This window comes from Caulobacter sp. GW821-FHT05F04 (assembly GCF_059419665.1).
Genome location: NZ_JBWKSF010000001.1, coordinates 456965 through 472457, shown reverse-complemented (window position 1 = coordinate 472457; position 15493 = coordinate 456965). Strand labels below are relative to the sequence as shown.

13 protein-coding genes are annotated in these 15493 nt (G+C 67.8%); 2 read left to right on the top strand and 11 right to left on the bottom strand.

Going from position 1 to position 15493, the window contains the following annotated elements:
• Positions 1 to 94: 94 nt before the first annotated feature.
• From pheT to infC, 8 genes are all read right to left on the bottom strand, one after another.
• Positions 95 to 2533, bottom strand: a complete 2439-nt coding sequence (gene pheT, locus AC07R7_RS02350) for a phenylalanine--tRNA ligase subunit beta (protein ID WP_492883201.1) — start codon at positions 2531 to 2533, stop codon at positions 95 to 97.
• A 123-nt stretch (positions 2534 to 2656) separates the two neighbouring features.
• The gene (gene pheS / locus AC07R7_RS02345; RefSeq protein WP_492883204.1) at positions 2657 to 3730 is read right to left on the bottom strand and encodes a phenylalanine--tRNA ligase subunit alpha; all 1074 of its coding nucleotides are present in this window, start codon (positions 3728 to 3730) and stop codon (positions 2657 to 2659) included.
• A gap of 120 nt (positions 3731 to 3850) precedes the next feature.
• Entirely contained in the window at positions 3851 to 4210 is a 360-nt protein-coding gene (rplT, locus tag AC07R7_RS02340) for a 50S ribosomal protein L20 (protein ID WP_099580311.1), read from the bottom strand.
• A 15-nt stretch (positions 4211 to 4225) separates the two neighbouring features.
• Complete coding sequence (gene rpmI / locus AC07R7_RS02335) at positions 4226 to 4426, bottom strand: 50S ribosomal protein L35 (protein ID WP_018061454.1); 201 nt, start codon at positions 4424 to 4426, stop codon at positions 4226 to 4228.
• 130 nt (positions 4427 to 4556) lie between these two features.
• Positions 4557 to 5789, bottom strand: coding sequence for an MFS transporter (locus tag AC07R7_RS02330; protein ID WP_492884368.1), 1233 nt, complete (start codon positions 5787 to 5789; stop codon positions 4557 to 4559).
• Positions 5786 to 7834, bottom strand: a complete 2049-nt coding sequence (locus AC07R7_RS02325; RefSeq protein WP_492883207.1) for an alpha/beta hydrolase family protein — start codon at positions 7832 to 7834, stop codon at positions 5786 to 5788. Before AC07R7_RS02325 ends, AC07R7_RS02330 begins: the two co-directional genes overlap by 4 nt.
• Positions 7835 to 7944: 110 nt before the next feature.
• Positions 7945 to 9876 carry an alpha/beta hydrolase family protein gene (locus tag AC07R7_RS02320; protein WP_494633981.1) on the bottom strand — a complete coding sequence of 644 codons (1932 nt, stop codon included), beginning with the start codon at positions 9874 to 9876 and terminating at the stop codon, positions 7945 to 7947.
• Between the two features lie 138 nt (positions 9877 to 10014).
• Positions 10015 to 10536 (bottom strand): translation initiation factor IF-3, encoded by a 522-nt coding sequence (infC, locus tag AC07R7_RS02315; protein ID WP_099580303.1) that lies wholly within the window; start codon positions 10534 to 10536, stop codon positions 10015 to 10017.
• Positions 10537 to 10789: 253 nt separating this feature from the next.
• Between infC and AC07R7_RS02310 the strand changes: the two genes are divergently transcribed.
• Positions 10790 to 11389, top strand: coding sequence for a YitT family protein (locus AC07R7_RS02310; RefSeq protein WP_494633979.1), 600 nt, complete (start codon positions 10790 to 10792; stop codon positions 11387 to 11389).
• 8 nt (positions 11390 to 11397) lie between these two features.
• Here AC07R7_RS02310 and AC07R7_RS02305 read toward each other — a convergent pair whose 3' ends face one another.
• Positions 11398 to 12369, bottom strand: a complete 972-nt coding sequence (locus AC07R7_RS02305; protein ID WP_494633977.1) for a glycosyltransferase family 9 protein — start codon at positions 12367 to 12369, stop codon at positions 11398 to 11400.
• Positions 12366 to 13538 (bottom strand): glycosyltransferase family 4 protein, encoded by a 1173-nt coding sequence (locus AC07R7_RS02300; protein WP_492883215.1) that lies wholly within the window; start codon positions 13536 to 13538, stop codon positions 12366 to 12368. The genes AC07R7_RS02305 and AC07R7_RS02300 overlap by 4 nt, the downstream gene beginning before the upstream one ends.
• 54 nt (positions 13539 to 13592) lie before the next feature.
• On the opposite strand from AC07R7_RS02300, the gene AC07R7_RS02295 reads away from it, so the two are divergent.
• Positions 13593 to 14465 carry an alpha/beta fold hydrolase gene (locus AC07R7_RS02295; protein ID WP_494633976.1) on the top strand — a complete coding sequence of 291 codons (873 nt, stop codon included), beginning with the start codon at positions 13593 to 13595 and terminating at the stop codon, positions 14463 to 14465.
• Positions 14466 to 14469: 4 nt separating this feature from the next.
• Here the strand turns inward: AC07R7_RS02295 and AC07R7_RS02290 are convergent, their stop codons facing one another.
• Positions 14470 to 15330, bottom strand: a complete 861-nt coding sequence (locus tag AC07R7_RS02290; protein ID WP_492883219.1) for an SDR family oxidoreductase — start codon at positions 15328 to 15330, stop codon at positions 14470 to 14472.
• Between the last annotated feature and the right edge of the window lie 163 nt (positions 15331 to 15493).

The following is a 15493-nucleotide window of genomic DNA, read 5'->3' as shown; positions in this document are numbered from 1 at the left end:
CGGAGAAGGGCAGGGCGCATCTCCTCCTCCCATTGGGGAGGGGGACCGCCGAACGGCGGTGGAGGGGGCCAGCGCCAAGCCGGCCCCCAAAGCACTACGACCGCAGCTTGCCGCCGGCCTTCTCGGCCGCCGTCACGATCTTGGCCGACAGGGCCTCGATCTCGACTTCGGTCAGGGTCGCTTCACGCGGTTGCACGACGATCTCGATCGCGATCGACTTGAAGCCCTCCGGCACGCCGGGGCCTTCATAGACGTCGAACACGCGCGCGGCGGTGATCAGCGCCTTGTCGGCGCCGGCCGCGGCCTTGACCAGATCGCCCGCCGCCTTGGTCTTCTCGACCAGGAAGGCGAAGTCGCGGGTCAACGGCATCAGGGCCGAGGGCGAGAAGGCCGGGCGGGACTTGATCGACTTCTTCTTGGGTTCGGGGATCGCTTCCAGGGTGATCTCGAAGCCGTAGACCGGGCCGGCGACGTCCAGAGCCTTCAGCATCGCCGGGTGGATCTCGCCGAACTCGGCCATTACCGCCTTGGGACCCAGCTGCAGGCGCGCCGAGCGGCCGGGGTGCCACCAGGACGAGGCCGAGCCCTGCGCCGTCTGCAGCGAGGCCACCGGCGCGCCCAGCTCTTCCAGCAGGGCCAGCAGGTCGGCCTTCACCGTGAACACGTCGTCTTGCGCCGCCTTGTCCCAGCCGCGCGGAGCCTTGGGGACCAGGATGGCCGAGATCACGGTGCGCTGGTCGTTGGGGCGCTCGCCGTGGAAGGTCGGGCCGATCTCGAACAGGGCCGCGTCGGGGAAGCCCTGGCGCGCGTTGCGGCCGGCCGCGTCGATCAGGTTGGGCAGCAGCGACGGACGCATGCAGTCCAGTTCCGAGGCGATCGGATTGGCCAGCAGCATCTCCGGCTGGCCGCCGCCGAACAGCCGCGCGGTCTCGTGGCTGGTGAAGCTGAAGGTCACGGCTTCCGAATAGCCGGCCGCCGCCAGGGCGCGACGGGCGGTGCGGGCGCGGGCCTGCTTGGCGGTCAGGATGCCGCCGACGGCGCGCGGAACTTCCGGCAGCGGCGTCGAGGGCAGGGCGCCGTAGCCGGCGATGCGGGCGACTTCTTCCACCAGATCGGCCTTGCCCTCCACGTCGCGGCGGAAGGTGGGCGGGGTCACGCAGACCACGCTTTCGGCGTGCATCGCGAACTCGGTCGTCGAGACGTCCTTGGGCGCTTCGATCTTGAAACCGAGGTCGGCCAGGATCTTCAGGCTACGCTCGGGCTCGATCTCAAGGCCCGACAGCTGGCCGACATAGGCCGGGTCGAACAGTACGGGCTTGGGCGCGGCCGGGGCCTCGCCGACCAGCAGCACTTCCGACGGCTCGCCGCCGCACAGCTCCAGGATCAGCTTGGTGGCCAGCTCGATGCCCGGGACCAGAGAGCCGGTGTCGACCGTGCGGGCGAAGCGGTACTGGGCGTCGCTGGCGATGCCGGTGGCGCGGCCGGTCTGGGCCGTGCGGATCGGGTCGAACCAGGCGCTCTCGACGAAGACGTCCGTGGTCTCTTCCGAGCAGCCGGTGCTCTCGCCGCCCATGACGCCGCCCAGACCGATCGGGCGCTCGCCGGACGCATCGGCGATCACCGACATCTCGGGCGTCAGCTCGTAGGTCTTGCCGTCCAGGGCGATCAGGTGCTCGTCGCCGTGGACGCCATGGCGGCCCAGGCGCGTCGAGATCTCGGTCCCCGACAGCTTGTGCGCGTCATAGACGTGCAGCGGGCGGGCGCGGTCGTAGGTGATCAGGTTGGTGACGTCCACGAGGGCGTTGATCGGACGCAGCCCGATGGCGGTCAGGCGATCCTGCAGCCACTTGGGCGAGGGGCCGTTCTTGACGCCGCGGATGTAACGGCCGGCGAAGACCGGGCAGGCCTCGCCGTCGACCTTGACGGTGATCGGCGACGGGAAGGTCCCGGGGATCGACGCGATCGACACGTCCTTCAGCTTGCCCACGCCGGCGGCGGCGAGATCGCGGGCGATGCCCACGACGCCCAGCCAGTCGGGACGGTTTGGGGTCACTTCGAAGTCGATGACGGCTTCCAGGCCCAGGGCGTCGACGGCCGGCGTGCCGACAGGCAAGGCGTCGGGCAGCTCCATGATGCCGGCGCTCTCGGTGGCGTATTCCAGCTCGGCGGCCGAGCAGAGCATGCCGTTGGAGATGACGCCGCGCACCGGCTTCTCGACCAGGGTCACGTCCAGGCCGGGCACATAGGCGCCGATCGGGGCGTAGATCGTGGTCAGACCCGCGCGGGCGTTCGGCGCGCCGCAGACGATCTCCTTGCGGCCGTCGACGGTGTCGACCTGGCAGACCTGCAGGCGATCGGCGTTGGGGTGGCGCGCGGCCTCGACGATCTTGCAGACCGTGAAGGGCTTCAGCTTGGTCGCCGGGTCGATGACGTGCTCGACCTCGAGCCCGGCCATGGTCATGGCCGCGACGATCTCGGGGACGGTGGCGGTGGTCTCAAGGTGATCCTTGAGCCAGGAGAGGGTGAATTTCATTTTCGGTCTCCAAGCCCCTCCCCCTTGCGGGGAGGGGTTGGGGTGGGGGTGCGTGCTCGGAGATGGCGGTGTTTCACCCCCACCCCCGGCCCCTCCCCGCAAGGGGGAGGGGAGGGTTCAGGTCTAGCTCAATCCCGACGCCGGGTTCGGCGCGGCGAACGCGCTAAAGCCGTAGTGCGCCAGCCAGCGGACGTCGGACGACCACATGTCGCGCAGGTCCGGCATGCCGTACTTCAGCATCCCAAGACGGTCGACGCCCATGCCGAAGGCGAAGCCCTGGTACTCGTCCGGATCGATGCCGCACGCGCGCAGCACGTTCGGGTGAACCATGCCGCAGCCCAGGATCTCGAGCCACGACGTGCCCTGGCCGATCTTGATCTCGCCGCCCGAGCGGTCGCACTGCACGTCCATCTCGGCCGACGGCTCGGTGAACGGGAAGTGGTGCGGCCGGAACTGGGTCGTGACCGCGTCGGTCTCGAAGAACCGCGCCAGGAAGGTCTCCAGGGTCCACTTCAGGTGGCCCATGTGGATGCCCTTGTCGATCACCAGGCCCTCGACCTGGTGGAACACCGGCGTGTGGGTGGCGTCGTTGTCCACGCGATAGGTGCGGCCCGGCGCGATGATGCGGATCGGAGGTTTCTGCGACACCATGGTCCGCACCTGCACGGGGCTGGTGTGGGTGCGCAGCAGCATACGTTCGCCGTCTTCCTTCGTATTGAAGAAGAAGGTGTCGTGCATCTCGCGGGCCGGGTGCTTCGGCGGGAAGTTCAGGGCCGTGAAATTGTGGAAGTCGTCCTCGATGTCCGGACCTTCGGCGACCGCGAAGCCCATCTCGGCGAAGATCGAGATCATCTCGTCCATGGTCTGCATGGTCGGGTGGACGCTGCCCTTGCGGCGGTAGGGCGCCGGCAGGGTGAGGTCCAGGGTCTCGCTGGCCAGGCGCGCGTCGAGTTCGGCGGCCTCGAGGGCGGCCTTCTTTTCGGCGACGGCGGCGGCGACGGCGTCGCGCAGGGCGTTGATCGCGGCGCCTTGCGTCTTGCGCTCCTCGGGGTTCATCGCCCCCAGGGTTTTCAGCAGGCCGGAGATCGAGCCGGTCTTGCCGAGGGCGGCGACGCGCACCGCATCGAGAGCGGCGAGGTCCGTCGCGCCGGCCACCTGGGCCAGGACGTCGGATTCGAGGGTGTTGAGATCGGTCATGACGGGCATCCGTCTAGAGCATTCGGGCGGGGCGGAGTAGGGGAGCGCGCAGCAAAAAGCCCTCCGGTTCGCACCGGAGGGCTTTTCTAGATCGCAATCGGGACGGACCCGAGAAAGACCTTAGGCGGCCAGGGCGGTGCGGACCTTGTCAGCAATAGCCTTGAACGCAGCCGGGTCGTTGCCCGCGATGTCGGCGAGGACCTTACGGTCGATCACCACACCCGCCACGTCCAGGCCGTGGATAAACTGCGAGTAGGTGAAGCCCTCGATGCGGGCGCCGGCGTTGATGCGTTGGATCCACAGCGAGCGGAAGGCGCGCTTGCGCACCTTGCGGTCGCGGTACGCGTATTGACCGGCCTTATCGACGGCGGCCTTGGCGGTGCGGATGGTGTTCTTGCGGCGGCCGTAGAAGCCCTTCGCCTGTTCAAGAACCTTCTTGTGCTTGGCGTGGGCGGTGACGCCACGTTTGACGCGAGCCATGTGTCAGCGCTCCTCTTAAAGGCCGTAGGGCAGGTACGAACGGATGGTCTTGGCGTCAGCCTCGCTCATCACCTTCGTTCCGCGGTTTTGGCGGATGTACTTGCCGTTGTGGCCGATCAGACGGTGGCGCTTGCCGGCGACGCCGGCTTTCAGCTTACCCGTGGCCGTGATCTTGAAGCGCTTCTTAGCGCCCGACTTCGTCTTCAACTTAGGCATTTCGCGTCGGAGCTTTCGCCCCGTCCTCTGGGATAGCAAGACGAACCGCCATGGCATGCCAATTGGCCAGGCGGTTCCGGAAAGGGGGCGTTACTAAGGGAAAGACTCGCCGAAGGCAAGCGCTTAGGCCTCAGGCCGCCGCTTTCGCGCGGTGGACGATCGTCACGGCGAGGAAGATAGCCGGAACCATCAGGGCCGCGCCGAACCAGTAGGGGCCGCCGATGGCGAGGCCGAACAGCGGACCGGCCAGCAGCGGACCGCCGATGCGGGCCAGCGAGCCGGCGGCCATGTTCAGACCCAGCATCTGGCCCTGGCGGTCCGGCGGGCTGGCGCGGGAGATCAGGGCCGCCACGCAGGGGAAGACCAGCGACTGGCCAAAAGCGGTGCAGCCGACGGCGACGATGGCCAGGACGGGATGGGTCACGAACGGCGAGACGAACAGGCTGGCGCAGATGATGACGAGGCCCACGGTCAGCACGCTGCCTTCGCCAAAGCGACGGGCCAGGCGTCCGGTCAGCAGGCCCTGGCCCAGCGAGGCGATGACGCCGATGACCGCGAAACACAGGCCGACCTCGCGCGGACCCCAGTCGAAGCGGGCGTTGGCCCACAGGCCGAAGATCGATTCCATGCCCGCGAAGGCGCCGGTCGAGACCAGGGTGACCAGCAGCACGCGCGACAGGATCGGGTGGGCCGAGGCCGCGCTCAAGGCCTCGCGCCGGCCGGGCTGCTTGACGCCCGGAGCGGAGGGCGCGCGGCTCTCGGCCACGAACAGCAGGACGCCGACCGTCGCCAGCGCCGCCATGCCGGCGGCCACGAACAGCGGGATCTGAAAGCCTAGCCTGCCGGCGCTGGGATGGGCCAGCAGGCCGCCCAGCGACGGGCCGATCACGAAGCCGGCCCCGAAGGCCGAGCCCAGCAGGCCCATGCGCCCGGCGCGCTTCTCGGGCGGCGTGACGTCGGCCATGTAGCCCTGGATGGTCGAGATGTTGCCGCTGCCAAAACCGCCGACCAGGCGGATGGCCATGGCGATCCAGATGTTCGGCGCGAAGGCCAGGGCCAGGTAGGCGATGGCGTTGGCGATGATGGTGACGATCAGCACCGGCCGCCGGCCGATGCGGTCGGACATCCGCCCCCAGAACGGCTCGCCGAAGAACTGGCCCAGGCTGTAGGCGGCGAACATGGTCGTCACCTGCCACGGGGCGGCGTGCATCGCCTTGGCGTAGAAGGGCAGCAGCGGAATGACCACGCCGAAGCCCACCAGGTTGATGAAGACAACCAGGAGCAGGACGGCCAGGGCGCGGGGACTATGGGCGGGTTCGGACATAGGGACGCGCGGTTTACGCCCGAACCTCGGCCTTGTCAGTCGGGCGGGTTGTTCTTTTCGACGAAGGCGACGGCCTCGGTCAGCATCTTCACGCGCGCCTCGCCGCGCGAGAACCAGTGGTCCTCGCCCTCCAGAGGCACCAGCGTGACCGGCTTGCCCGCCTTCTTCAGCGCGTCGGCCATGGCCTGACTCTGCTCGAAGCGCACGATGGTGTCGTCCGTACCGTGGATCAGCAGCACTGGGACATCCACGCGGTCAGCCAGCTTGACCGGCGAAATGGCGTCGAGGTCGGTTTTCTTGTCCGATCCCATGAAACGCAGCCAGTAGCGCGGAGAGGTCGAGCTGCGGGCGCCATGATCATCGAGGTTCGTCGACAGCATGCGGCCTGGATTGACCGGGCCGGCGCCCGACTTCGGGCACGGGGTTCCCAACCCGGTCCACATGCAGACCTCCTTGGGCGAGATGACCTCCTTGCGAACTAGGTTGAGGTCCGACGGGCCGTTGACCGAGACCGCACAGCGATAGACGCCCTTGTCCAGGGTGGGGCCCGCCAGGGCCGAGTAGCCGCCGTAGGAGGCGCCCATAATGCAGACGCGTTTGGGATCGATGACGCCTTGGCGCGCCAGGTCGCGGACGCCGTCCGAAAGGTCGGTCTGCATCTTGCGGCCCCACTCGCCGTAACCGGCCTTCACGAAGTCCTTTCCAAAGCCCGCCGAGCCCCGGAAGTTGGCCTGCAGCACGGCGTAGCCGCGCGAGGCCAGGGCCTGGCTCCACCAGTCGAAACCCGGCGCGTCGCGGCCTTCGGGGCCACCGTGCGCGAGGACGATCAGGGGCAGGTTCGTAGGCGGGCGTTCACGCGGCAGGGTGAGGTAGCCGCTGATCTCCAGGCCGTCGGCGGCCTTGTACTTGATCGAGCGCACCGGCGAGATCGCCTCGGGTTTGACATCCTCGTACACCCGGCTCTGGAACCAGCCTTTCCCGGTCCGCAGATCGATCAGGTAGTAGGCCGGGCCTTCGGTGGGCGTATCCACCTGCACGATCACGCGACTCCAGTCCCTGGACCACGACTTGAGGCTGACGCGCGCATCCTTGAACGGCTTGATGGCGGCGTACCAGGCGCTCTGCACGGCCGGATTGAAGAAGGTGTAGCGCAGCGCGTCGCCGTCCAGGGTGTAGCCGCCGAGCAGGCGGGCGCTGTACGGATCGTGGATCAGGCCGTCGAAATCAAGATCGTCCGGCAACGCCTCGCGCCCGCCGCCTCTGCTGTATTCGCGCAGGACGTCGTCGTCGCCGCGCCGCCAGACCAGCACCGACCTGCCGTCGCGGCCGAGGCCGGAGATCCCATACGTGCCGGCTGGCGAGTCGGCTTCGTCGACTTTCTTCCAGTTGCCGCCGGCCTTGATCAGCAGAGCGCCTCGGCCGCTCTTGATGTCGTAGGTGGATTGGGCGACCGACTTTCCATCGACGTCGACCAGCCAGCCGTCCGTGCTGTAGCGTGGCGTGTTCTCGGCTTGGCGCTGCGTCCCCGTCCGCAGGTTCACGGCGAACAGGGTGTCGGCTGCGGTTCCGCGCAGGTATTGGACCCCTTCCAGGAACACCACCGGGTCGCCCTTGATCATGCGCACCTGAGGCGGACCGACGATGACGTTGAAGGTCTGCTCCACGCCGATCTTGGTGCTGGTCTTCTTCGAGCCGTCCAGCAGCGGCCGGAGTATGTTGGTGGTGATGTTGAAGTCGCTGGCCATGAAATATTCGCGGGGCGGGCCCGCCAGGCTCATGCCCTGGGAGGCCTGCGAGACGACCAGCACGACGTGTTCTTCGCCCGCCCACATGACGCTGCGCAGCTTGTTGGCCTTCAGCGCGACGCCGGCGATGCCGCCGCCTTCGGTCTTGCGCACCGTCAGGTAGCGTTGCTCACCGTCAGTGGTGACCACCGCCAGCTTCGTGCCGTCCGGCGAGATGACCACCTCTTCGATCTTGGGAAGGGCGCCGTAGAGGGCGAGGTCGGGCTTGTCCGCCGCGACGGCGGGGGCCGCCAGGCTCAGAACGGCGGCTACGCTCGCCGCCACGATGATCCTCAGCATCACAAACTCCTCGGCCCATGAACTCGAGTGAAGAGTGCCGCGAAATGGCTAGATCTGTAAATCTTAAGTTGATCTCGCCGGCCGCGAGGTGAGCGCCTTGTCCGTGGGGATCAGTCGGGCGGGTTGTTCTTTTCGACGAAGGCGACGGTCTCGGTCAGCATCCTCAGGCGCGTGGCGCCGCGCGACAGCCAGTGGTCCTCGCCGTCCAGGGTGATGAAACTGACCGGCTTGCCGGCCTTCTTCAGGGCGGCGGCCATGGCCTGGCTCTGGTCGTAGCGCACCACGGTGTCGTCCTTGCCATGGATCAGCAGGACGGGGATGTCGACCTTGGCGGCCTGCTGGGCGGGAGAGATGGCGGCCAGGTCGGGATCCCTTATCCCGTCGGCCCCCATGAACCGTAGCCAGTAGCGCTGGGAGGGGCCCGTTTCGCCGTTGTTGGCGTCGCGAACGGACAGCAGCATCTTCCTCAGGTCCGACGGCCCGGCCACCGAGACAGCGCAGCGATAGACGCCGCGATCCAGCGTCGCCCCGGCCAGGGCCGCGTAGCCGCCGTAGCTGGCGCCGACGATGCAGACGCGTTTAGGATCCACGACGCCCCGTTTCGTCAGGTCGCGGACGCCATCGGACAGGTCCGTCTGCATCTTCTTGCCCCACTCGCCAAAGCCCGCCTTGACGAAGTCCCAGCCAAAGCCTTCGGAGCCTCGGAAATTGGGCTGAAGCACGGCATAGCCGCGTGAGGCCAGGGCCTGGCTCCACCAGTCGAAACCGGGTGTGTCGCGGCCCTCCGGGCCGCCGTGCGGCAGCACGATCAGCGGCAGGTTCTTCGGATCGCGACCCTTGGGCAGGGTCAGATAGCCGGTAATCTCCAGGCCGTCGGCGGCCTTGTACTTGATCGCGCGGACCGGCGAGATCGCCGCAGGGGTAAGGCTCTCGTAGACGTCGCCCAGCCAAACGGCCCGCTTGGCGTTGAGATCGACCAGGGCATAGGCCTGCCCGGCCTCGGGCGAGTCGACCAGCACCACCACGTGCTTGCGGTCCTTTGACCAGGAGGCGAGCGAGACGCGGTCGCCCTTGAAGGCCTTGATCACCGCGTTCCAAGCCTTCTGGCTGGTCTCGTCGAAGAAGGTGTAGGTCAGGTCATCGCCCTTGAGCGTGACGCCGCCCAGCAGGGCCAGGGTGGCTGGATCGTGGATCAGGCTGCTGAGGTCGAGGTCGTTGGGCAGGTCGACATGCTTGTCGCCGCCGTATTCGCGCAGGAAGTCCTTGTTCTTGTCGTCGGTCCGCCAGACCAGCACCGATTTGCCGTCGCGGCCGAAGCCGGCGATGCCGTACGAGCCCATCGGCGTGTCGGCCTCGTCGACCGTGCGCCAGGCGTTGTTCAACTTCATGCGCAGCGACCAGTGGCCGCGCTTGCTGTCGTACAGGGTTTGGGCCACCGGCTCGCCCTGCGTGTCGACCAGCCAGCCGTCGGTGTCGATGCGCGCGCCTCGATCCAGCGCCCGTGTCACGTTTGTGCGCAGGTTGACGCGGTACAGCATGTCCACGCCCTGATTGTCGATGAACTGGATGCCCTCCAGGAAAACGAACGGCTCGTTGTCGATGATGCGCGGCATCGGCGGACCGATGATCACGTTCATGGCCGACGGCTGGTTGCGCAGCAGAGGTGTCTGCTTCTTGGTCTTCAGATTGAAGTCCGTGGCCATGTAGTACTCACGCGCCGGACCCGAGAGGCCCATCACGTCGGCGGTCTGGGAGGCCACCATCAGCAGATGGTCCTCACCGACCCAGGTGACCCCGCGCAACTTGGTGGGGCCGGCATTGATGCCGGCGAGGATACCGCCGCCGACCTGGCGGACGACCAGGGAGCGCTGCTCGCCATTGGTCAGGATAACCGCCAGCTTCGTGCCGTCGGGCGAGATTTCGACCCCTTCGATGGTCGGTAGTTGGCCGTAGACAGCAAGACCGGGTTTGTCGGCGGCGTGCGCCGGACCCGACAGCAGAACGAAACAGGCCGCACCGGCGGCCAGGATGGACTTCAACACGCGACAACTCCCCCAACTGAGCCAAACTCTACCAGAGGCTGCGGGTGTGTCGAGGCGCGCGAAGAGCGACAAGCGCCCAAAACAAAACGCCCCGGCCGCAGTGGCCGGGGCGCTTCGATGTCTACCCGTGATCGGATCCTAGCGCGGGGCCAGGATCATGATCATCTGACGGCCTTCCATGCGCGGCTCGTACTCGACCTTGGCGACTTCGTCGAAGTCGGCCTTGACCTTGTGGAGCAGCTTCATGCCCAGCTCGGGGTGCGCCATTTCACGACCGCGGAAGCGCAGGGTGACCTTCACCTTGTCGCCTTCCTCGAAGAAACGGGTCATGGCCTTGGCCTTGACCTCGTAATCGTGGATGTCGATGTTCGGCCGGAGCTTGATCTCCTTGAGCTCGACCACCTTCTGCCGCTTGCGCGCCTCGTTCTTCTTCTTCTGCTCCTGGAACTTGAACTTGCCGTAGTCCAGGATCTTGCAGACGGGCGGATTGGCGTTCGGAACGATTTCCACCAGGTCCAGGCCAGCTTCCTCGGCCGCTTCCATAGCGGACGCGGTCGGCATCTCGCCTTGCTTCTCGCCGTTTTGGTCGATCAGCAGGACGCGGGGGACGCGGATGTCTTCGTTGATACGCGGTCCGTCTTTAACGGGCGGCGTTTGCATAGGACGGCGAATAGGGGCGGCTCCGGGACTGTTGATGTGAAGCGTGAGTAGTAAGGGTATAGCTGAACGCGCGCGCACCGCGCTGGGCGCGCCGCGAGAAAGTGATATATGACGCGCCGGCCGCGCTCTATCAAGCGAAGGCGGTCAAAGAGACGTCGGGCGGGTCCAGTTTTTTCTGATCCCAGCGTGCGCAGGGGTGGAAACGGCGAGACGGGGACGTGTTTTCCCTCTTCAAGACGCCCGCCCGAGCTCCATGAATCAGCATCGTCACACCGCCTTGGAGGACGTCCACGCCCTCCTGATCGGCTCCAGCTTCATCGCCGTGGGCCTGACCCTGCTCAAGGCCGCGGGCCTCGTGACGGGCGGCGTGGCCGGGGTGGCGCTGATCCTCTCGTATCTGGGCGGCTGGCCGGTGGGGACGGTGTTCTTCCTGCTGAACCTGCCGTTCTACGTCCTGGCTCAACGGACCATGGGCTGGGTCTTCACCTTCAAGACCTTGGCGACGAACCTGCTGCTGGCTGGCCTGGCTTTCGCCATGCCGTACTGGCTGAAGGTCAGCTACATCGATCCGATCTTCTCGGCCGTGTTCGGCGGCACGATCATCGGCATGGGCATCCTGGCCCTGGCCCGTCACCGCTCCAGCGTCGGCGGGATCGGGGTGCTGGCGCTCTATCTGCACGAGCGCCGGGGCGTCAGCGCCGGCAAGGTCCAGTTGGCCGCCGATTGCCTGGTCGTCCTGGCGGCCTTCTTCACGATCCCGTTCGACAAGCTGTTGCTGTCGATCGCCAGCGCCGTGGCGCTGAGCGCGGTGATCATCGCCAACCACAAGCCGGGCCGGTACGCGGGGTACTGACCCGCGAATCAGTGGGGCAGCAGCGCCATCGCCGCGCTGGCCACGGTGCTGACCGGCAGGGCCTTCAGGTCGGGCGAGCGGATCACCGCCACGTGGCCCCGCGGGCCGCACAGCTCGGGATCCGAGGCGTCGGAAAACAGGGCGATGGTCGGGGCGCCGGCGGCGGCCAGCAGGTGGGTCGGACCCGTGTCGTTGCCGACGGCCAGGGCGGCCTTGGCTCCCAGCACGGCCAACTGAGCGAAGTCGGTGCGGCCGGTCAGATCGCGGGCCCCGCCGACGGCCTTCTGGATGTGGCGGGCCATGGCGCTTTCCTGCGGGCCACCGATGATGACAATGTCCAGGCCCCGCGCCTTCAGCAGCGAACCCAGTTGGGCGTAGTTCTCGACCGGCCAGCGTTTCTCCGGCCGGTGGGCGGAGCCGCCCGGCACGAACAGGACGTAGGGGCGCGGCGCCGCGGCGCCGGCGACAGGGCGCGGCTCCTTTTGCTTGCGCAGGATCCACGACAGGTCCGGCGGCGGGGCGCTGCCCGGGGCGGTTGGGGCGTCGGGCCAGATGCCGGCGGCGCGAAGTTGGTCGGCCTGGCGCTCCAGGGTGTGCATGCGCAGCCGCGCCGACCCCTTCTGCGGCAGCGACGCGCTGAAGGCGACGCCGCTCCATTGCGGCGGGAAGGGACGCAGCAGCTGGAAGTACCAGTTGGTGCGGCTGTTGGTCTGCAGGTCGTAGATCCGGTCGTAGCGCGCCTTGCGGATACGACCGATCATGGCCAGGGTCTCGCCCAGGTCGCTGGGCCGGCCATCGGTGTCGACGGTGTTGAAGTATGGGCTGAGCTTGGCCAGGGCTTCGTAAGGCGGCGTGGTCAGGAGCGTGATCTTGGCCTTGGGGTGGGCCTCGCGGATCTTCTTCATCGCCGCGAGCGACAGGACGAAGTCGCCCAGGGCTCCCAGCTTGATCACCAGAACCTTCTTGATCTCCTTGCTCAAGACGAACGCTCCGAACTCAATATGCGTGCATAGACCTTGAGGGTCGCTTCGCACATAGCGTCCACCGAATACAACCGCCGCGCACGAAGACGTGCGGCCTGGCCCAGGGCCTGTCGTCCGGCCGCGCCGATCTCGCAGGCTTCGAGCAGGGCGTCGGCCCAGGCCTCGGCGTCGCCGGGCGCGACGAGCCAGCCGGTCTCGCCGGGGATGATGGTCTCGCGCGTCGCTCCGTGGTCCGAGGCCATGGCCGGGCGGCCCATGACTTGCGGCTCGACCGCGGTGCGGCCGAAGGCTTCCGGCTCCAGCGACGGGGCGATGGCGATGTCGGCCAGCAGGTAGGCGGCCGGCATGTCGTCGCAGTGTCCGACCAGCTTGACCGCGGCCTGCAGTCCGGCGGCGGCGATGGCGGCCTCAAGCTCGGCGCGATAGCCCTTGCGGCCCTGGTCGTCGCCGGCCAGCAGCAGCAGCACCCGATCCTCGCCGCGCGCCTTCAGCAGGGTCATGGCCTCGATCATCAGGGCCTGGCCCTTCCAGCGGGTCAGGCGACCGGCCAGCAGCACCTTCAGCCGGCGCTCGCCATCGGCCACGTCCCAGGCCTTGCGCAGGGCCGCGATGCGGTCGGCGCCGACCACGCCCGGCTCGAAGCGGGTGAGGTCGACGCCGCGCGGGATGGCCACGACCTTCTCGGGCGCGATGTTGTGTTCTCGAATGATGTGGTCGCGCGTGTACTCGGAATTGGCGATGACCAGGTCGCCCTTGGTCATGACCGCGTTGTACCAGCGTTTCAGATTGGACCTGGCGTTGTAGACGCCATGATAGGTGGCCACGAACGGGACCTTGGTCGCGTGGGCGGCCCATAGGGCGCTGAAGGCCGGAGCGCGCGAGCGGGCGTGGACCAGACTGACTTTCTCGCGCCGGATCAGGTCGATCAGCCGCGCGGCGTTGCCCAGCATGATCAGCGGGTTCTTCGACTGGGCGGGCATCTGGGCCAGACGGCCGCCATCGGCCTCCAGGCGCGAGGCCATGCGCCCGCCCTTCGTCGCGACCAGGGCCTTGCCGCCTTGCGCCACGACGGCGTGGGCGACATCAATCGTCGTCTGCTCGGCCCCGCCTGTTTCCAGCTCAGGCGTGACTTGCAGCAGGGTGAAGCCGGCGGGTAGGTCGGGCACGCGACTCTCGATGAAACGAACGCGTTTAGTTAACGAAAGGATCAAGGCGACGCCATGACCGAATCCCCAGGCGCTGTGACGCGCGAAGACGGTTCGAAGATCGCTTTCCGCCGTATCGAGGGCGAAGGCCCCACGGTCGTCTGGCTGGGCGGCTTCCATAGTGACATGAGCGGGACCAAGGCCGAGGTCCTGGCCGAGCAGGCCAAGGCGACGGGCGGGTCCTATATCCGCTTCGACTATTTCGGCCACGGCCATTCCGACGGCGCGTTCAAGGACGGCACGATCAGCCGCTGGCGCGAGGACGCCCTGGCGGTGATCGACCAGTTGACCGACGGGCCGCTGGTGCTGGTCGGCTCGTCCATGGGCGGCTGGCTGTCGTGCCTGGCCGCCATCGCCCGGCCTGATCGGGTGAAGGCCATGGTGCTGATCGCGCCCGCGCCGGACTTCACCGAGAAGCTGATGGAGCCCGAGCTGTCGGCCGAGGCCAAGGCGGCCATCGCCCGCGACGGCTTCTGGATCCGGCCGTCCGAGTACGACGACGGCGGTTACGCCATTACCCGCGAACTTCTGGAAGATGGGGCGCGGTGGTCGATTCTGCCGGGACCGGTCCCGATCGACGTCCCCGTGCGGGTGCTGCAGGGCGGCGCCGACCCGGACGTGCCTTGGACCCACGCCCTGGAGCTGGCCAACGCTCTCAACAGCCAGGACGTCGTCTTCAGTCTGATCAAGGACGGCGATCACCGGCTCTCGCGTCCTCAGGATCTGCAACGCATCGTCGCCGCTGTCGCCGAAGCCAAGGGCTTGGCCGAACCGGAAGAGGGCGATCTCGTCTCTCGCCGCTTGGCGCGGGCCGCGCGGCTGCGCAACGCGGCGGGTCTGGATGCGGTGGGGATCGCTCCGAGGCCGCCGGCTATCGACGACGAGTAGGTCTCTAACCGCCCGCCTTCAGGATCGCCGCCAGGCCCTCGCGGTAGGTCGGATAGGCCGGCCGCCAGCCCAGCTCCGCCTTGGCCAGAGCGTTCGAGACGCGCTTGTTCTCGGCATAGAAGCGGCGGGTGGCGGGGGACATGCCCAGTGCGTTGAACGGCAGGTCCGGCGGGACCGGGACGCCCAACAGCTTGGCGGCATGCTCCATGACGTCCTGCGGCGGGGCCGGCGCGTCGTCGACCAGGTTGTAGACGCCGCCCGCCCTAGGTCGGTCGAGCGAGGCCAGCAGGCCCGAGACGATGTCGTCGAGATGGATGCGGCTGAACACCTGGCCCGGCTTGACGATGCGACGGCCTTCGCCGGCGCGCAGGCGATCCAGGGCGCTTCTGCCCGGGCCATAGATGCCGGGCAGGCGGAAGGCGGTTACGGTCAGGCCCATGCCGCGTCCGACCTGGCGCCAGTCGCGTTCGGCCCCGACCCGGCGGGCGCCCTCGACCGACTGGGCCTTCAGCGGCGTGGTCTCGAACACCCAGCGGCCGTCGTAGTCGCCATAGACGCCGGTCGTTGACAGATAGCCGATCCAGTCGGGGAAGGCCTGAGCCTGGGCGAGCGCGGGAACCAGCGATTCAAGGGCCGGACAGCCGTCGGGGCCGGGCGGGGCGGTGACGAGCACGGCGCTCACCCCCAGGAGCGCGGCGGCGATGGCCTCGCGGTCGTCCGGATGGGCGGGCGTGATCGCCTGGGCGCGCAGCCTGTCGGCCTGGTCCGCGTCCCGGGCCGTGGCGGCGATCTCCCACCCTCGGGCTCGCAAGGCGCGCGAAAAGGCCGCGCCGACATAGCCCATACCGAACACAAACAGACGCAACGCCTAGAACTCCGCCCCTGGAAAAACCCAGCCTAAACCCGTCCGGATCAAGCCTCCGAAAAAAGGCTGTCGGCAACCCCTCAAAGGGCGCTTGCCAAGCGCGAAGGCCTCTGCCATAAGCCGCCTCCTCGTCGCGGGGCGCTCTTTTGAGCCTCGCCGATGC